This is a genomic window from Pseudomonas indica NBRC 103045 (assembly GCF_002091635.1).
GTDB classification, from domain to species: domain Bacteria; phylum Pseudomonadota; class Gammaproteobacteria; order Pseudomonadales; family Pseudomonadaceae; genus Pseudomonas_M; species Pseudomonas_M indica.
In genome coordinates this window covers 55,533-73,964 of sequence record NZ_BDAC01000012.1, presented here as the reverse complement: position 1 = coordinate 73,964, position 18,432 = coordinate 55,533, and the positions used below count along the sequence as shown (strand labels likewise).

Here is an 18,432-nt window from a genome sequence, read left to right as displayed (position 1 = left end):
ACAAGCAGCCCCCGACTGGTTATCATGGCGGCGTTTCCAACCGGACCCGCCCCATGCCTGAATTTCTCGACGACGACTTCTCCGAAGAGAAGAGCAAATCCCAGGTCAAGCGCGAACTGCATGCCCTGCAGGAGCTGGGCGAGCGCCTCACCACGCTCAAGCCCGACCTGCTGGCCCGCCTGCCGCTGACCGATCCATTGCGTCGTGCCCTTGCCGAAGCACCGAAGCACACCGCCCACATCGCCCGTAAAAGACACATCCAGTACATCGGCAAACTGATGCGCGACCAGGACATCGACGCCATCCTCGCCCTGGTCGAGCAGGTGGACGCATCCACCCGTCAATACAACGAGCGTTTCCATGCCCTGGAACGCTGGCGCGACCGCCTGCTGGGCGGAGACGACGAGGTCCTCGACAGCTTCGTCGCCGAATACCCCGACGCCGATCGCCAGCACCTGCGCCAACTGGTCCGCCAGGCCCAACAGGAAAGCGCCCGGAACAAACCACCGACCGCCGCCCGCAAGATCTTCAAGTACATCCGCGAACTGGACGAAACCAAACGCGGTCTGCGCTAAAAACAGCTACAAGCTGCAAGTAGGAGCTACACGGCTTTTCTCTTGCAGCTTGAAACTGCCCTACCCTCCAGTCCCACCCACGGTGATGGCGTCGATCTTCAAGGTCGGCTGACCGACGCCCACCGGCACCGACTGACCTTCCTTCCCACAGGTTCCGACACCGCTGTCCAGCGCAAGGTCGTTGCCCAGCATAGATACCTTGTTCATCACGTCGGGGCCGTTGCCGATCAGGGTCGCGCCCTTGACCGGTGTGGTGATCTTGCCGTTCTCGATCAGATACGCCTCGCTGGTGGAAAACACGAACTTGCCGCTGGTGATATCCACCTGCCCGCCGCCCAGACTGGCGCAATAGATGCCCTTCTTCACCGAGGCGATGATTTCTTCCGGGTCGCTTTCGCCGGCGAGCATGTAGGTGTTGGTCATGCGCGGCATCGGCAGGTGCGCATAGGACTCGCGACGACCATTGCCGGTAGCCGGCACACCCATCAGCCGAGCGTTGAGCTTGTCCTGCATGTAGCCGCGCAACACGCCGTTCTCGATCAGCGTGGTGCACTGGGTCGGCGTCCCTTCGTCGTCCAGGCTCAGCGAGCCGCGGCGGCCAACCAAGGTGCCGTCGTCGACGATGGTGCACAGGCTCGACGCCACCTTCTCGCCGATCCGCCCGCTATAGGCCGAACTGCCCTTGCGATTGAAATCACCTTCCAGGCCATGCCCGACCGCCTCGTGCAGCAGCACGCCGGACCAGCCGGAACCGAGCACCACGGGCAAGGTACCCGCCGGCGCCGGTACCGACTCGAGGTTCACCAAGGCCTGCCGCAGCGCTTCACGGGCATAACCCATGGCGCGGTCTTCGCTGAGGAAATAGCGGTAGTCGCTCCGTCCGCCGCCGCCCTGACCGCCACGCTCGCGACGGCCGTTCTGCTCGACGATCACACTGACGTTGAAACGCACCAGCGGCCGGATGTCCGCGGCCAGGCTGCCGTCGTTGGCAGCGACCAGGATGCGATCCCAGACGCCCGCCAGGCTCACTGTGACCTGCTTGATCCGAGGGTCCAGCGCTCGGGTCGCCGCGTCGACCCGTTGCAGCAGCTCGACCTTTTCCGCCCGGCTGATCACGTCCAGCGGATTATCCTGGCCGTACAGGCGCGTCACCGTCGGTGTGGAAAAGACTTGAACGCGCCCTTCCTGTCCCGTCCGGGCGATGGACCGAGCAGCACGGGCGGCGTCGCTCAACGCCTGAGCGGTGATCGCATTGCTGTAGGCGAAGCCAGTCTTCTCACCCGACTGGGCACGTACACCGACGCCTTGGTCGAGGTGGAAGCTGCCTTCCTTGACGATGCCGTCTTCGAGCACCCAGGACTCGGAGACCTGGCTCTGGAAATACAGGTCGGCGGCATCGATGCCGGGACCCGCCAGTTCGCCGAGCAGCGACGGTAGTTGGTCGATGCTCAGCCCGCCAGGAGCCAGCAGGTGTTCGCTTACGGGTAACAGCAGATCGCTCATAACAACTCCGAAGCCGACCGCACCACGGTCGACACAGAAAAACGACGGTGATCGCGCACCGGCATACGCTGGCGTATCGCCGCCTGCTCGGCGGCATCCCTGTCGGCCAACAAAAACGCCTCGCCTTGGTCTTGCTCGGCCAGCACACGCCCCCATGGATCGACGATGGCCGAATGGCCATACGTGGCCCGCGGCCCCGGATGGGTTCCGCCCTGGGCCGCCGCCAGCAGGTAGCACTGGGTCTCGATGGCCCGGGCACGCACCAGCACTTCCCAGTGCGCTTCGCCGGTCACCGCGGTAAAGGCCGAAGGCGCGCTGATCAGCTCGGCTCCGGCATCGCGCAATGCCCCGTAAAGCTCGGGAAAGCGCAGGTCATAGCAGACCGTCATGCCCAATCGGCCCTCCGGTGTGTCGGCCACCACCAGGCGACTACCATGGGAATAATCGTCAGACTCCCGATAACGCCCCCGGTTGTCGGCAACGTCCACGTCGAACAGATGCAGCTTGTCGTAGCGCGCCACCCGTTCGCCGTGCTCATCGACCAACAACGAGCAGGCATGCGCACGGGCGTCGGGACGATCGTCCGGCGGCAGCGGCAAGGTGCCGGCCACTATCCATAACTTTAGGTCTCGAGCGACCTGTTTCAACCAGGGCAGTATCGGTCCCCGGCCTTCGGCCTCGGCTCGACCGATGCCGGCCAGGTCCCGATGCCCCATGGCAGCGAAGTTTTCCGGCAGCACCGCCAGGCGGGCGCCCCCTTCGGCGGCCTGCTCGAGCAAGCGACGAGCGGTAGCCAGATTGGCCAGGACGTCGTTCTGGCTGACCATTTGAATCACGGCAAGGGACATGTCTTCTCCTCGGGAGATGGCCGCATGCTACTCCATGCGGCGTCCGTCCGTGTCGCTTCTCTGCGACACGGAGGAAAAACCTAGCGGGGCTTCTCGAAAGGCTTATCGAAGGTGATCGCCGGGTCCTGCCAGGGACCCTCGACCTTGTATTGCACGCTGGCGAAGCGCGCCACCTTGTCGCCGAGCAGCTTGTCCACTACGAAGAGCGCGCCGCCAATGGCTGGCGCCCCGACGATCAGGGCGGCCAGCGGCAGGTTGTTGGTCACGGGCAAGGTGACCACCAGCTTGGCGTCGATACGATCGCGGACCATGTCCAGCGTGCCATCCAGTTCCAGATTGCTCGATGGCCCGGTAAGTGTGATGGGCTCGCGTGTGACATAGACGCCTTCGCTCGCCACCAGAACGCCCTTCACCCGATCGTAGCTCAGCCCTTTGCCGAGCAGGTCGGAGAAATCCAGGCGCAACCGGCGGCCGATGGAATTGAAATTGAGCAAACCGAAGACCCGCAAGGCGGAAGCCGATCCCTGCACTTCGACGAACTGCCCCTTGCGCAAACTCGCATCCAGGCTGCCGGAGAACCGCTTCAGGCTGACCCAGGCGGGCGAGCCCTGCCAGCGGCCATCCACATCCAGGTGAAACTTCTCGCTGGTCGCGGTGGGAGCGAACCCCCAGGCGAGCAGGACATCACCGAGGTTCGCCCCCTCCAGACGACCCTTGTACCAACTGGAGGCGTTCCCGGGCACGCCCTCCCAGCCCGCGTCGCCCTGGATCTTCAGCCCCTTGAGATTGAGGTTCAGCTCGCTGAAACGCACACCCTTTTCGTTCGGCCGGCTCTTCAGCGACCAGGCACCGAGCAACGCATCGCCTTGCGAAACCTGGGCGATGCGTACGTCCATCGCCGGAATCTGGTGCGGGTCCATATTGGCCAGGGGATCGGGGGCGTCCGGCTGCTCCGCTTCCTGCGGCTCGGCCTTGGGCAGTCGAAGATGCTCCAGAGCGACCTGAAGCGGTGCCTCGGCACTGTCCGGGAGTCCCATGTGGCCCTTGATCAGAGCACTATCCAAATCCAGTTGCCACGCCGCGTCGGTACGCGCCAGTTGCACACCCAGGTCGGCGATATCGGTACCGAACCCCTGGAAGCGGCCAATCCTCAGGTCGGCGCTACGCAGCAACTGCTGGGCATTGCCCTGTTCGCTGCGGTATTGCTTCGCCACCGTCTGCCAGGCTGACCAGTCCAGCTCGTCGATCCGCCCACGCACACGCAGGCCCTTGCCACCCGGCAGACTGGCGGCCCCCGGCCCCAGGCGCAGCTCGCCACGTCCCTCGGCCAATTGCCCTGCCGGAGCGGCAAAGGCCAAGCTGGCCAGCTCGGCGTGGTCCAGCCAGTAACGCCGTTCGTTGCCCTGCAGGGTCATCCGCCAAGTGGTGTCGCGCACCTCACTGGCCTTCTTGCCGAAGGGCGCGGGCAGATCGATAGCCAGGCCATTGAGGTTGGAATCGACACGCAGTTGGCTATCGGCGCCATCGAGAGTCAGGCGGAGCTGGTAAGGCAACTCACCGGACAACGGCAACGGCTGGCTGGCTGCCAGCCAGTCGGTCAGGCTCTTCAAGGCAACCTGCCCACGGGCCTCGATCCGCGTCTGTGCCGCCCCACCGCGCCCTTCCGCGACGGCCTTGCCCCGTACGGCACGACCGAACACCTGGGCACGGATATCCGGTGCGCTCAGCCCCTGCTCGCTGTCGAAGCGAAAGGCGCCGCTCAATTGCGACAGATCGAGGTTGGCCTGGGCAACCTTGAGCTGGGCATCCTGCGTGGCGAAATCCACCTGCACCTTCGGCTTGTTGCCCTTGCGTAGCGGAATCTCAAGCTTGAGCGCACCGTTCAGAGGGCCCTGTCCTTGCCAACCGGCGAACGTTTCGGCAGTTCCGATGGGGGCCTCCTGGAGAATCTTCAAACCATCGGCCAGGCTGCTCGTTACGCTGCCCTCGACGAACAGGCGCGGTATGCCATCCGGTCCTGCATGGGGTACGGAAGCCGTCGCCATCTCGATCCGGCTGTCCAGCAACCTGCCATCGGAGGCCTGCACACGCACACCGGTGTCCTCGATGAACACCTCGCCACGGGCCTCACGCAAGGCGGGCCACCCCGGCTGGAACGCCAGTTCCGCGTCATGCACCTTGAAGAACAGGCTGAGGCTGCGGGCGGTATCTTCGGCGCCCTTGTTCACGGAGCCCTGGTACTGGAAGTAGCCCTCGTCCACCGCGCCGCCGCGGATCGCACTTTTCAGCCAGGCGGCCAGCTCCGGAGACAACCCGGGCGAAAGAGTCGGCAGGTATTTCTCGGTGTAGCGGGCATCCCCCTCGCGCAAGCCGACGCGCAGGTCCATGTAGTCCTCTTCCGCCGGGTCGCGCCGCAGGCGGATGAGGAAATCGCCGGCCAACTTGCCTTCTTCCCCGTCCACCCGCAGGTAGGGTGCCGCCAGGGTGAACGCCTCGTCGTCCAGCGTCCAGAGCAACCGGCCACTGGCCTGGAGGTATTGCCAGGGCTGGGGAAACAGGTGATCGAGGTGCAGCGAAAAATTCTCCGACGCCACCCGCAGCTCGCCCTGCTGCAGGTTCCCCTCGATGCCTCCGCTGACGTTCTCCACCGCCGGTGCCCCACCATAGGCCTCGAAGCCGACACGATCCAGGTTGGCGGAAAAATGCAACCGTTCGGCATCCTCCCGCGTGGGCCGGTAGGCCAGTTGAACATTGCGCAACGCCCCGCGAGCCTTGAGCCCCTGGATGACGTCCGCAGCCTTTTCCGGCAGCGGGGCCAGCGCCTTCAGCAAGGGGGTCAGCGGGGCCAAGTCCAGGCGGTCGGCATTGACCTGCCAGCGCTCGCCCTCGTTCTCGGGCGTCTGCCGGGTCACGCCGAGGCGCATTTCGCCCCAGCGCGTGTCCCCCAGGCTGAGCGCCAGGGAGTCCACGAGCAGGTCGAAGCCCTGCTCGTTGCGGTTGAAATAGGCCGTCAGCGCCAGGTCCTGCACGGTCACGGCTTCACGCTTCGCGTAGGCCCCCTTCAGCTCCGGCGCATGCAGGCGCGCCACGGCTTTCTGTACCGCCCCCTGATCCCAATTCAACCAGAGTTCGCCACCGGCCTTCAGGGTCTCGGCTTTCCAATCCTTGGTCAGGGAAGGCAATAGCCACGATGCCCAGTCGCTCTGCGGCAGGCTCAGATACAGCTCGGCCGTGGTGGCAGCCCATCCTTGCGGGCGCAAACGCGTCCGCAGTTGCCAACTGACCGGCTGCCCATCCGGCAACAGCAGCCGCCCATCCAGACGTTGCCGACTGGCGCCGCTGCTCAAAGTCAGGCTGACGTAGGTGAGGCTGAGCGGGCCGTGATCGCGGGGTTCCAGGGTGACCTGACTATTCAGCAGCGACAATCGCGAAATCTTGCGCAGTTGGGCAATGGCCTGCTCCGGCGCCAGCGGCTCGCCCGGTTCGCGCAGCGGCAACCCCTCCACGTGCCAGCGACCACCCTCTTCTTCTTTCAGGCTGAGTTGCAAGCCGTCCAGTTCCAGACTGGCGAGACGCGGTTGCCGCGCCAGCAGGCTGCCCAGCACGTCCGGGATCACCCTCACCTGATCCAATCGCACCGCATCGCTGCCCTCGCCGACGGTGACGTCATGGGCAACCAGCAAGGGCGCCATGCCGCGCCAGCGACCTTCCAGGCGGTCGATCCGCAGCGGCGTCGCGAGGATTTCCCGGGCCTTGGCTTCCACCTCCGTCCGGTACTCCGCCACCAGCGGCACCAGTTCGCGGCCGAGGCTCACGTAGAGCGCCGCCAGGACCAGGCCCAGCGCACAGAGCCCCAGGGAAAAACGCAGCAGAGCGATCAACAAGCGTACGAGGCGATCCATGCTCAGTGCGAACCCTTACAGCAGAACCACATCGTATTGCTCCTGGGAATACATGGCCTCGACCTGGAACTTGATGGTCCGCCCAATGAAGGCTTCCAGATCGGCGACATTTCCCGACTCCTCGTCGAGCAGGCGATCCACCACCTTCTGGTTGGCCAGAACCAGATAGCCTTCCGCCTGATAGGCACGCGCCTCGCGCAGAATCTCGCGGAAGATTTCGTAGCAGATGGTCTCCGGCGTCTTCAGCTTGCCGCGTCCCTGGCAGGCGACACAGGGCTCGCAGAGAATCTGCTCGAGGCTTTCGCGGGTACGCTTGCGTGTCATCTGCACCAGGCCCAGTTCGGTGATGCCGATGATGTTAGTCTTGGCGTGGTCCCGCTCCAGTTGCTTCTCCAGGGTGCGCAGCACCTGGCGCTGATGCTCCTCGTCCTCCATGTCGATGAAGTCGATGATGATGATCCCGCCGAGGTTGCGCAGGCGCAGTTGGCGGGCGATGGCGGTAGCCGCCTCGAGGTTGGTCTTGAAGATGGTTTCTTCGAGGGTGCGATGGCCGACGAAGGCGCCGGTGTTCACATCGATGGTGGTCATCGCCTCGGCCGGATCGATGATCAGGTAGCCGCCGGACTTGAGCAGGACCTTGCGCTCCAGCGCCTTCTGGATTTCGTCCTCCACGCCGTAGAGATCGAAGATCGGCCGCTCGCCGGGGTAATGTTCCAGGCGGTCGGCGATTTCCGGCATCAGCTCGGCGACGAACTGGTTGACCTTCTGGAAGGTTTCCCGCGAGTCGATACGGATTTTCTCGATCTTCGGGTTCACCAAGTCGCGAAGGGTCCGTAGGGCCAGGCTGAGGTCTTCGTAGATCACCGAGGGCGCGGAGGCATTCTGCATCTGCGCGGCAATCTGGTCCCAGAGCCGGCGCAGGTAACGGATGTCCACCAGAATCTCGTCCGGACGCGCACCATCGGCGGCGGTACGCAGGATAAAACCGCCGCTCTCCTCGATCCCCTCGGCGCTGACGCAGTCGGCCACCACCTGCTTGAGGCGCTCGCGCTCGCCTTCGTCCTCGATCTTCAGGGAGATGCCGACATGGCTGGTGCGCGGCATGTAGACCAGGTAGCGCGAGGGAATCGACAGTTGCGTGGTCAGGCGGGCGCCCTTGGAGCCGATCGGGTCCTTGGTCACCTGCACCACCAGGCTCTGCCCCTCATGCACCAGGGCGCTGATGTTTTCCACCGCGCTGCCTTCGCGGGTCGAAATCTCCGAGGCATGGATGAAGGCGGCCCGCTCCAGGCCGATATCGACGAACGCCGCCTGCATGCCTGGCAACACACGGACGACCTTGCCCTTGTAGATGTTGCCGACGATGCCACGCCGCTGGGTGCGCTCGACATGCACCTCCTGCAGCACACCGTTTTCCACCACCGCCACGCGCGATTCCATCGGCGTGATGTTGATCAGGATTTCTTCGCTCATGCGTACATCTCGATGAGATGAAGCTGGTGGCGGGGAGCCATTATTTCGACACAGCCCACCTGCAACTTCTAATTGTTATCGGCCGCCTGCGACTGCCAGCACGGAATACCGAACCCGGCCAGCAATTGCGCGGTTTCGCAGAGCGGCAACCCCACCACCGCCGAGTAGCTGCCCTGCAGATGGCTGACGAAAACCGCCGCCAGCCCTTGAATACCATAGCTGCCCGCCTTGTCCCGCGGCTCACCGGTCGCCCAGTAGGCTTCCGCTTCGGCCTGGCTCAACGGACGGAAGCCGACCCGGCTGGCCACCACGCGTGACTCGCAGCGCCCTTCACTGGCCAGTGCCACCGCCGTCAGGACTTCGTGCTCGCGACCGGACAGCGCCTGCAGCATGTCCAGCGCCTCGTCGCGATCCTGCGGCTTGCCGAGAATCCGCCCGTCCAGCACCACCGCGGTATCAGCACCTAGCACCACGGCATCCGCCGTGTCGTTCGCCCGGGCGAGCCCGGCAAGCGCCTTTTCGCGCGCGAGACGCTCTACATAGGCGTTCGCCGGCTCGTTGGGCAAGGGGTTTTCATCTATCGAAGCGATCAGCGTCACAAAGGGTACGCCGATCTGCGCCAGCAATTCGCGCCGGCGCGGCGATGCGGAGGCCAGATAGAGCGTGGCCATGCAGACTTCTCCGTGTCGAGGGGACGCAGGCCACGGGGCCTGCTCAGTTGACGTTCAGACGCTGATGAAGGCCGCGCAGGAGCACGCAGGCCCAGGGCCAGAGCAAGGCGCTGACCAGGGCCGGCAGCACGAACGCCAGGGTCGGCGGGCGGTTGCCGGTCAACGCATTGAGCCACAGCTGCACCAACTGGGCCAGGCCGAACACCACCATCAGTACCAGGCTCTGCTGCCACATCGGGAACATGCGCAAGCGCTGGTGCAGCGACAGTACCAGGAAGGTGATGAGGGTGAGAATCAAGGCATTTTGCCCAAGCAGACTGCCGTAGAGGACATCCTCGGCCAGCCCCAGCAGCCAGGCGGTGGTCATCCCGACCCGGTGCGGCAATGCCAGGGTCCAGTAGGTCAGCGCCAGGGCTACCCACAAGGGGCGGCCGATCTCCATGAAATTCGGCATGGGTGCCACGCTGAGGAGCAGCGCGGCGGCGAAGCTGAGCCATATCACCCAGCCATTGCTCGAACGAACGGCAACCATCACTGTGCTCCCTCGGCCGGTGCCGCCGGCTGCTCGGGAGCCTGCTGCGCCGCAGCGGCGGGAGGCTGCCCGGCGGCCTTGCGATCTTCTTCTTCCTGCGCCTCGGCGGCGTCGTTGGCACGCTGCTCCGGCGAACGGGTATCGGTGAACACCAGCAGCAGATAGCGGCTGCGGTTCAGCGCAGCGGTGGGAACCGCGCGGACGATGGCGAAAGGCTGGCCGGAGTCGTGGATGACCTCCTTCACCGTGGCCACCGGATAGCCGGCCGGGAACCGCTGCCCCATGCCGGAACTGACCAGTAGGTCGCCTTCCTTGATGTCGGCGGTGTCGGCCACGTGGCGCAGCTCCAGGCGCTCCGGGTTACCGGTACCGGTGGCGATGGCCCGCAGGCCGTTGCGGTTCACCTGCACCGGAATGCTGTGGGTGGTGTCGGTGAGCAGCAGCACGCGGGCGGTATAGGGCATGACTTCCACCACCTGCCCCATCAACCCCCGGGCATCCAGGACCGGCTGACCGAGAAACACGCCATCCTTCTCGCCCTTGTCGATGAGAATCCGGTGGGTGAACGGGTTGGGATCGACGCCGATCAACTCGCCGACCAGCACCTTCTCGTCGACCAGCGCAGCGGAGTTGAGCAACTCGCGCAGACGCACGTTCTGCTCGGTGAGGGCAGCCAGCTTCTGTAGGCGCCGCTGCATCAGCAGCGCTTCGGCCTTGAGCTTCTCGTTCTCGGCGAGCAACTCGCTGCGGCTGGTGAACTGCTGGGTGACCCCATCCCACAGCCGCACCGGCAAGTCCGCCAGCCAATAGAAGGGGGTCAGCACCAGCGCCATCTGGCTGCGTACTGGCTTCAGGGCCTCGAAACGCGCATCCACGACCATCAAGGCAGCCGAAAGCACGGCCAGCACCAGAAGGCGCGTGCCCAGCGAAGGTCCCTTGGTGAAAAGCGGTTTAATGGCGAATTCCTCGCAGCTAGGGGCTCAGAGCCTGACTACGACATCGCGAACCGACACCTGCCGGACAGGGCCGATGCGTGGCAGACCGCAGATGCTCTCGGGCGGCGAGTCGCAGGCCGCCGAAACGGTCAGCCTGCGTGCAATTCCGCCGCTCGGCACTCACTCCGTGGACAGCAGGTCCATGGTGTGCCGGTCCATCATTTCCAGGGCACGGCCACCGCCACGGGCTACGCAGGTCAGCGGGTCCTCGGCGACGATCACCGGCAGGCCGGTTTCCTGGGCCAGCAGCTTGTCCAGGTCACGCAGCAGCGCGCCACCGCCGGTCAGCACCAGGCCACGCTCGGCGATATCGGAAGCGAGTTCCGGCGGCGACTGCTCCAGGGCGCTCTTCACCGCCTGGACGATGGTCGCCAGCGACTCCTGCAGGGCTTCCAGCACTTCGTTGGAGTTCAGGGTAAAGCTGCGCGGCACCCCTTCGGCCAAGTTGCGGCCGCGTACATCGACTTCGCGCAGCTCGCCGCCCGGGTAGGCGGTACCGATTTCCTGCTTGATGCGCTCGGCGGTGGATTCGCCGATGAGGCTGCCGTAGTTGCGGCGCACGTAGGTGATGATGGCTTCGTCGAAGCGGTCGCCGCCGACGCGGACGGACTCGGCGTAGACCACGCCGTTCAAGGAGATCAGCGCGATTTCCGTGGTGCCGCCGCCGATATCGACGACCATCGAGCCACGTGCTTCTTCCACCGGCAAGCCGGCACCGATGGCCGCGGCCATCGGTTCTTCGATCAGGAACACTTCGCGGGCGCCGGCACCGAGGGCCGACTCACGGATCGCACGGCGCTCCACCTGGGTGGACTTGCACGGCACGCAGATCAGCACGCGTGGGCTGGGCTGCAGGAAGCTGTTCTCGTGAACCTTGTTGATGAAGTACTGCAGCATCTTTTCGCAGACGCTGAAATCGGCGATCACGCCGTCCTTCATCGGACGGATGGCGGAAATATTGCCCGGGGTACGACCGAGCATGCGCTTGGCTTCGGTACCGACCGCCACGACACTCTTCTGGTTGCCGTGGGTACGGATGGCGACCACGGAGGGCTCGTTCAGCACAATGCCGCGCTCGCGCACATAAATAAGGGTATTGGCAGTGCCCAGGTCGATCGACAGATCGCTGGAAAACATGCCACGCAGTTTCTTGAACATGGGAGAGGGACCCTAGGGCAACGCGTGGGTAAAAAAGTGCGGCAAACTCTAACAACGACGGGGATTTTGGGCAAGGCGCGCACTATGTTAAATTGCCGGTTTTCCCGGGCTTCGCAGCCCCAAATCGCGGCCTTTGACCGCCCGTTCGCGGTATCCGTTCCCCGCATCTTTCGCACGGTCACGCCCGCTTTCCGCCGGCCGCCTCTTCTGGAGACACCCGATGGCGCTTGAACGCTCCGACGTGGAAAAGATCGCCCACCTCGCCCGCCTTGGGCTGAACGAAGCCGATCTGCCCCGCACCACCGAGACCCTCAACAACATTCTCGGCCTGATCGACCAGATGCAGGCGGTGGATACCGCCGGCATCGAACCCCTGGCCCACCCGCTGGAAGCCACCCAGCGCCTGCGCGCCGATGCGGTGAGCGAGGAAAACCGCCGCGACGCCTACCAGGCCATCGCCCCGGCGGTGCAAGACGGCCTCTATCTGGTTCCCAAGGTCATCGAGTAAGGAAATCCCATGCATCAACTGACTCTGGCCGAGATCGCCCGCGGCCTCGCCGCCAAGGAATTCTCCTCCGTCGAACTGACCCGCGCGCTGCTCGCCCGCATCCATCAGCTCGACCCGCAGCTCAACGCCTTCATCAGCGTCACCGAGGACCTGGCCCTGCAACAGGCCCAGGCTGCCGACGCCCGCCGCGCTGCCGGTGAAAACGGCGCTCTGCTGGGCGCGCCGATCGCCCACAAGGACCTGTTCTGCACCCAGGGCGTGCGTACCAGCTGCGGCTCGAAAATCCTCGACAACTTCGTCGCCCCATACAACGCCACCGTGGTCGAAAAGCTCGCTAACGCGGGCGCCGTGAGCCTCGGCAAGCTGAACATGGACGAGTTCGCCATGGGCTCGGCCAACGAATCCAGCCACTACGGCCCGGTGAAGAACCCCTGGGACCTCGAGCGCGTGCCCGGCGGCTCCTCCGGCGGCTCCGCCGCGGCCGTGGCCGCGCGCCTGCTGCCGGCAGCGACCGGCACCGATACCGGCGGTTCGATCCGCCAGCCGGCGGCCCTGACCAACCTCACCGGCCTCAAGCCCACCTACGGCCGCGTCTCCCGCTGGGGCATGATTGCCTATGCCTCCAGCCTCGACCAGGGCGGCCCGCTGGCCCGTACCGCCGAGGACTGCGCGCTGATGCTGCAGGCCATGGCCGGCTTCGATCCGAAGGACTCCACCAGCGTCGACCAGCCCCTCGACGACTACCTCGGCGAGCTGAACAAGCCGCTCGACGGCCTGCGCATCGGCCTGCCCAAGGAATATTTCGGCGCCGGCCTCGACCCGCGCATCGCCGAGATCGTCATGGCCAGTGTCGAGGAACTGAAGAAGCTCGGCGCCAGCGTCAAGGAAATCTCCCTGCCGAACATGAAGCACGCGATCCCGGCCTACTACGTGATCGCCCCGGCCGAGGCTTCCTCCAACCTGTCGCGTTTCGACGGCGTGCGCTTCGGCTACCGCTGCGCCAACCCGGAGAACCTCGAAGACCTGTACAAGCGCTCCCGTGCCGAAGGCTTCGGCGAAGAGGTCAAGCGCCGCATCATGGTCGGCACCTACGCGCTCTCCGCCGGCTACTACGATGCCTATTACCTGCAGGCGCAGAAAATCCGCCGTCTGATCAAGAACGACTTCATGGCGGCCTTCGCCGAGGTGGACGTCATTCTCGGTCCGACCACGCCGAGTCCGGCCTGGAAGCTCGGCGAGAAGAACAACGACCCGGTCGCCCAGTACCTGGAAGACATCTACACCATCACCGCCAACCTCGCCGGCCTGCCGGGGCTGTCCATGCCCGCCGGGTTCGCCGATGGGCTGCCGGTGGGCGTGCAACTGCTCGCCCCGTACTTCCAGGAAGCCCGCCTGCTCAACGTAGCGCACCGCTACCAGCAGGCGACCGATTGGCACACACGCGCTCCGGCCGGATTCTGAGGACGATTCACATGCAATGGGAAACCGTGATCGGGCTGGAAATCCACGCACAGCTCGCCACTCAATCGAAGATTTTCTCCGGTAGCGCCACCACCTTCGGCGCCGAACCGAACACCCAGGCCAGCCTGATCGACCTGGGCATGCCCGGCGTGCTGCCGGTGCTCAACGAAGAAGCGGTGAAGATGGCCGTGAAATTCGGCCTGGCGATCGATGCCGAGATTGGCCGCAAGAGCGTCTTCGCGCGCAAGAACTACTTTTACCCGGACCTGCCCAAGGGCTACCAGATCAGCCAGTACGAGCTGCCTATCGTCGGCAAGGGCCACCTGGACATCACCCTGGAAGACGGCACCGTCAAGCGCATCGGCATCACCCGCGCGCACCTGGAAGAAGACGCCGGCAAGAGCCTGCACGAAGACTTCCACGGCATGAGCGGCATCGATCTGAACCGCGCCGGCACCCCGCTGTTGGAAATCGTCTCCGAACCGGACATCCGCAGCGCCAAGGAAGCCGTGGCCTACGTCAAGGCGATCCATGCCCTGGTGCGCTACCTCGGCATCTGCGACGGCAACATGAACGAAGGCTCGCTGCGCTGCGACTGCAACGTCTCGGTGCGCCCCAAGGGCCAGGCCGAGTTCGGCACCCGTGCGGAGATCAAGAACGTCAACTCCTTCCGCTTCATCGAGAAGGCGATCAACCATGAAGTCCAGCGCCAGATCGAACTGATCGAGGACGGCGGGAAGGTCATCCAGGAAACCCGCCTGTACGACCCAAACAAAGACCAGACCCGCTCCATGCGCGGCAAGGAAGAAGCCAACGACTACCGCTACTTCCCGGACCCGGACCTGCTGCCGGTGGTGATCGAGCAGGACTTCCTCGACACGGTGCGCGCCACCCTGCCGGAGCTGCCGCAGCAGAAGCGCGAGCGTTTCCAGGCCGAGTTCGGCCTGTCCGCCTATGACGCCAGCGTGCTGTCAGCCAGCCGCGAGATGGCCGACTACTTCGAGAAAGTCGCGGGCATTTGCGGCGACGCCAAGCTGGCGGCCAACTGGGTAATGGTCGAACTGGCCAGCCTGCTCAACAAATCGGACTTGGAAATCGAGCAGTCGCCGGTATCCGCCGAACAACTGGGCGGCATGATCCTGCGGATCAAGGACAACACCATTTCCGGCAAGATCGCCAAGATGGTCTTCGAGGCCATGGCCAACGGCGAAGGCACGGCCGATCAGATCATCGAAGCCAAGGGCCTCAAGCAGGTCACCGACAGCGGCGCCATCGAGAGCATGCTGAACGAGGTACTGGCCGCCAATGCCGAGCAGGTCGAACAGTATCGCGCCAGCGACGAAGCCAAGCGCGGCAAGATGTTCGGCTTCTTCGTCGGCCAGGCGATGAAGGCCTCGAAGGGCAAGGCCAACCCGCAGCAGGTCAATGAACTGCTGAAGAAGAAGCTGGAAGGCTGACATGCCGTCCGGGAGCCGGCCGCGTCGGCTCCCGTTCCACCCTCCCCGCGCTTTCGTTACGCTTCTCGTCGTCTCGACAACAAGAAGAGAGCCGTGATGCGTCTGAGCCTTGCCCGGCCCCGCTGGGTATCCGCACTGCTCGTATCGTCCCTGCTGCTCGGCGGTTGTGCCGGTCTTCGCCCCGGCGGCGAAGAGGAACGCATCGATCCCTCCGGCTACCGTGCCGAAGGCAAGGCTTCCTATTACGGCTCCCGTCACCATGGCCGACGCACGGCCAGCGGCGAGCGCTTCGACCAGAACGCGCTGACCGCCGCCCATCGGACGCTGCCGTTCGGTACCCGGGTCCGGGTCACCAACCTGAACAACAACCGCACCGTGGTGGTCCGTATCAATGATCGCGGTCCCTACGGCCGTGGACGCATCATCGATCTCTCGTTCAAGGCCGCCCAGCAACTGGACATGATCCGCCCAGGCGTCGTGCCCGTTCGCGTCGAGAGCCTGGTCGACTGAATACGGCGACGCACATCGTAACAATCCGTTGCCATCCCCCACTGGCGCCGGCAAGGCGGATCGTTAAGCTACGCGCAACCTTTTCTGGAGCTCGACAATGACGTTGATGACTTTTGTCTACCTGATCGCCGGACTCGTCCTGCTGGTAGCCGGTGCAGAAGTTCTGGTGCGCGGCGCGGCGCGGCTGGCGGCGATTTTCGGCATCCCACCCCTGGTGATCGGCCTCACCGTGGTGGCCTTCGGCACCAGCGCGCCGGAAACGGCCGTGAGCGTGCAGGCGGCGCTGAACGGCAGCGGCGATATCGCTATCGGCAACGTCGTCGGCAGCAACATCGCCAACATCCTGCTGATTCTCGGTCTTTCGGCAATCATCGCCCCGCTCGTCGTCTCCCGGCAGTTGATCCGCCTGGACGTGCCGCTGATGATCGGTGCCAGCCTGGTCACCTTCGCCCTGGCCTGGGACGGCGAACTGAGCCGCCTCGATGGCGCCCTGCTATTCAGCGGCGTACTGGCCTACACGACCTTCCTCATCATCAGCAGCCGTCGCGACAAGGCTGCCGGCAGCGGCGACGAGTTCGCCGAAGAGTTCGGCCTGCACGAACAACCCAAGCGCTTCGCCTGGCTGGTCAATCTGTTCCTGGTGATCGGCGGCCTCGTCCTGCTGGTGGCAGGCTCGAACTTCCTGGTCGAAGGCGCCGTCTCCCTGGCTCGCGCCCTGGGCCTATCCGAACTGGTGATCGGCCTGACGGTGATCGCAATCGGCACCTCGCTGCCGGAGCTGGCGACCTCCATCCTCGCTGCCCTCAAGGGCGAGCGCGACATCGCCGTGGGCAACGTGGTCGGCAGCAACATCTTCAACCTGCTCTGCGTGCTCGGCCTTGCCTCGCTGGTCTCGCCGAAGGCGATTTCCGTTTCGCCGAATGCCCTGGCCTTCGACTTCCCGGTGATGATCGCGGTGGCCGTGGCCTGCCTGCCGATCTTCTTCTCCGGCTACCGGATCAACCGCTGGGAAGGCCTGCTGTTCTTCGGCTACTACCTGGCCTATACGCTGTACTTGGTGCTGTTCGCCACCGGCGCGCCGTTGATGAGCGAATTCCGCGCCGGCATGATCGGCTTCGTCCTGCCGCTGACCGCCCTGACCCTGGCCGTGATCGCCGCGCGGTCCTGGCATTTGCAACGTCGTTGATTCCGAAGGAGCATGAAATGAGCGAAAACCGCGAACAGGGTCTGCAAGTCCGCCGCGAGGTGATGGGCGAGGCCTTCGTCGAGCGCGCCATGGGCTCGGCCACCGCGTTCACCCAACCGTTGCAGGACTTCGTCAACGAGCATGCCTGGGGCGGCGTCTGGACCCGTGAAGGGTTACCGCGCAAGACCCGCAGCCTGATCACCCTGGCCGCGCTCACCGCCCTGAAATGCCCGCAGGAACTGAAAGGCCACGTGCGCGGCGCGCTGAACAATGGCTGCACGCCGGAAGAAATCCGCGAAGCCCTGCTGCACTGCGCCGTCTACGCCGGCGTACCGGCCGCCATCGACGCCTTCCGCGCCGCCCAGGAAGTCGTCGAAGCCTGGCAGGCCGAGCAGAGAGCCTGAGCCCCTCGAGCGAGCGGCCGCCCGGCCGCTCCATTACCCGCCCTGCTCTGCTTTCCGGTACATCGGAAAACGCCCCTCCTCCGGCGATTCAGCATCGATAGCAACGGCTCCTTACCTACTAGAAGCCGGGAAAACAAGGCAAACGCTCTTCACAAGCACTGCAATTCGCGACTTACCTCTCAATAGAAGCGCGAAAAGTCCCGCTGACCCAGGGGTTCCAGAATGGTGGAATCCTCACCGACTTTTCCGTCAGGCCACTCTGGAAAAAGGCGGCAAATAGCCACCTAGAGCGTCCCGTACCATTCCCCTCCGGCCTCGCCGTCCATTTCTCCTCGCGTGCTCAATCATGAACAAGACATTCCACTTCATCGCGGGCCTTCCCCGTTCCGGCTCGACATTACTGGCCGCAATCCTGCGGCAGAATCCGAACGTCTATGCCCGCATGAGCAGCCCGCTGGCACGGATTCTTTCGTCCATCCTGGTGGAGACGAACGGAGAGGATGGGCCCCTGGTGACACCGGAAAGGCGCCGCCGCATCCTCCGGGGTGTATTCGACTCGTTCTACGCGGACGAAGAGCGCGGCATCATCTTCGATACCAACCGAGGCTGGTGTGCGCGCCTGCCCTTGCTTCATGAACTGTTCGACGACGTCCGGGTGATTTGCCTGGTCAGAAGCGTAGCCGGCGTACTGGACAGCTTCGAAACGCTGGTACAGCGCAATGTCTTCGAGCGTTCCGGCCTGTTCCACAACGAGGAAGAACGCGCCACCGTCTATTCGCGTTCCCAGGCATTGCTTTTGCCGAACCGAACCGTCGGCTATGCACTGAACGCACTCAAGGAGGCCGTTTATGGCAACTATTCACGTGCCCTCCTGCTGGTGGAATACGACCACCTGACTCGCTTCCCGAAGGACACCCTTCGACTGATCTATGAATTCCTAGGGGCGTCGCCCTTCGAGCACAGCTTCGACAGCCTGACTTACGACGAGCCTCATTTCGACAACGGTCTGTCCACTCCCGGCCTGCACTTCGTCAAGCGCAACACCGAGGCCGTGGCCCGGCCCACGGTCCTACCCCCGGACCTGTTCGAACACGCCGAATACCTGAATTTCTGGCGCGAGCCGAACTACAGCGAGGCGAACATCATCCGCCTCGACCCGGCGGACAACCGGTTGGCCATCCAACCGCTGGGCGGCACCGCAACGCCCAACCGCCTCAATACCGGCCTGGTCCATTCCTGACCGAACCTC

The 18,432-nt window shown here is 64.6% G+C and carries 16 protein-coding genes; 8 read left to right on the top strand and 8 right to left on the bottom strand.

The genetic code is table 11. The annotated features are described in order from the left end of the window. The first annotated feature begins 53 nt into the window (after positions 1-53). Entirely contained in the window at positions 54-575 is a 522-nt protein-coding gene (gene yjgA, locus PIN01S_RS15230; protein WP_084336535.1) for a ribosome biogenesis factor YjgA, read from the top strand. 60 nt (positions 576-635) lie between these two features. Here the strand turns inward: yjgA and tldD are convergent, their stop codons facing one another. From tldD to mreB, 8 genes are all read right to left on the bottom strand, one after another. Continuing rightward, a complete protein-coding gene (gene tldD, locus PIN01S_RS15225; protein ID WP_084336534.1) occupies positions 636-2,078 on the bottom strand; it encodes a metalloprotease TldD in 1,443 nt (480 codons plus the stop codon). Further along, a complete protein-coding gene (locus PIN01S_RS15220) occupies positions 2,075-2,926 on the bottom strand; it encodes a carbon-nitrogen hydrolase family protein (protein WP_084336533.1) in 852 nt (283 codons plus the stop codon). The genes tldD and PIN01S_RS15220 overlap by 4 nt, the downstream gene beginning before the upstream one ends. Before the next feature lie 80 nt (positions 2,927-3,006). Continuing rightward, a complete protein-coding gene (locus PIN01S_RS15215; protein WP_084336532.1) occupies positions 3,007-6,828 on the bottom strand; it encodes a YhdP family protein in 3,822 nt (1,273 codons plus the stop codon). A gap of 15 nt (positions 6,829-6,843) precedes the next feature. After that, positions 6,844-8,301 (bottom strand): ribonuclease G, encoded by a 1,458-nt coding sequence (rng, locus tag PIN01S_RS15210; RefSeq protein WP_084336531.1) that lies wholly within the window; start codon positions 8,299-8,301, stop codon positions 6,844-6,846. 68 nt (positions 8,302-8,369) lie between these two features. Then, positions 8,370-8,972 carry a Maf family protein gene (locus tag PIN01S_RS15205; RefSeq protein ID WP_084336530.1) on the bottom strand — a complete coding sequence of 201 codons (603 nt, stop codon included), beginning with the start codon at positions 8,970-8,972 and terminating at the stop codon, positions 8,370-8,372. A gap of 43 nt (positions 8,973-9,015) precedes the next feature. Beyond that, the gene (gene mreD / locus PIN01S_RS15200) at positions 9,016-9,504 is read right to left on the bottom strand and encodes a rod shape-determining protein MreD (RefSeq protein WP_084336529.1); all 489 of its coding nucleotides are present in this window, start codon (positions 9,502-9,504) and stop codon (positions 9,016-9,018) included. Continuing rightward, positions 9,504-10,460, bottom strand: a complete 957-nt coding sequence (gene mreC / locus PIN01S_RS15195; RefSeq protein ID WP_084336528.1) for a rod shape-determining protein MreC — start codon at positions 10,458-10,460, stop codon at positions 9,504-9,506. Before mreC ends, mreD begins: the two co-directional genes overlap by 1 nt. 159 nt (positions 10,461-10,619) lie before the next feature. After that, entirely contained in the window at positions 10,620-11,657 is a 1,038-nt protein-coding gene (mreB, locus tag PIN01S_RS15190) for a rod shape-determining protein MreB (protein ID WP_084336527.1), read from the bottom strand. A gap of 220 nt (positions 11,658-11,877) precedes the next feature. Here mreB and gatC point away from each other — a divergent pair, with 220 nt between their 5' ends. The 7 genes from gatC to PIN01S_RS15155 all read left to right on the top strand — a co-directional run bounded on the left by gatC (position 11,878) and on the right by PIN01S_RS15155 (position 18,423). After that, entirely contained in the window at positions 11,878-12,165 is a 288-nt protein-coding gene (gene gatC, locus PIN01S_RS15185) for an Asp-tRNA(Asn)/Glu-tRNA(Gln) amidotransferase subunit GatC (protein WP_084336526.1), read from the top strand. A 9-nt stretch (positions 12,166-12,174) separates the two neighbouring features. Beyond that, the gene (gene gatA, locus PIN01S_RS15180) at positions 12,175-13,626 is read left to right on the top strand and encodes an Asp-tRNA(Asn)/Glu-tRNA(Gln) amidotransferase subunit GatA (RefSeq protein WP_084336525.1); all 1,452 of its coding nucleotides are present in this window, start codon (positions 12,175-12,177) and stop codon (positions 13,624-13,626) included. 11 nt (positions 13,627-13,637) lie between these two features. Further along, a complete protein-coding gene (gatB, locus tag PIN01S_RS15175) occupies positions 13,638-15,083 on the top strand; it encodes an Asp-tRNA(Asn)/Glu-tRNA(Gln) amidotransferase subunit GatB (RefSeq protein ID WP_090257250.1) in 1,446 nt (481 codons plus the stop codon). Positions 15,084-15,179: 96 nt separating this feature from the next. Further along, positions 15,180-15,593 carry a septal ring lytic transglycosylase RlpA family protein gene (locus PIN01S_RS15170; protein ID WP_084336523.1) on the top strand — a complete coding sequence of 138 codons (414 nt, stop codon included), beginning with the start codon at positions 15,180-15,182 and terminating at the stop codon, positions 15,591-15,593. 97 nt (positions 15,594-15,690) lie between these two features. Then, entirely contained in the window at positions 15,691-16,779 is a 1,089-nt protein-coding gene (locus tag PIN01S_RS15165) for a calcium/sodium antiporter (protein ID WP_084336522.1), read from the top strand. A gap of 17 nt (positions 16,780-16,796) precedes the next feature. Further along, complete coding sequence (locus PIN01S_RS15160) at positions 16,797-17,183, top strand: carboxymuconolactone decarboxylase family protein (RefSeq protein WP_084336521.1); 387 nt, start codon at positions 16,797-16,799, stop codon at positions 17,181-17,183. Positions 17,184-17,529: 346 nt separating this feature from the next. Then, positions 17,530-18,423 (top strand): sulfotransferase family protein, encoded by an 894-nt coding sequence (locus PIN01S_RS15155; RefSeq protein WP_084336520.1) that lies wholly within the window; start codon positions 17,530-17,532, stop codon positions 18,421-18,423. The last annotated feature ends 9 nt before the right edge of the window (positions 18,424-18,432 follow it).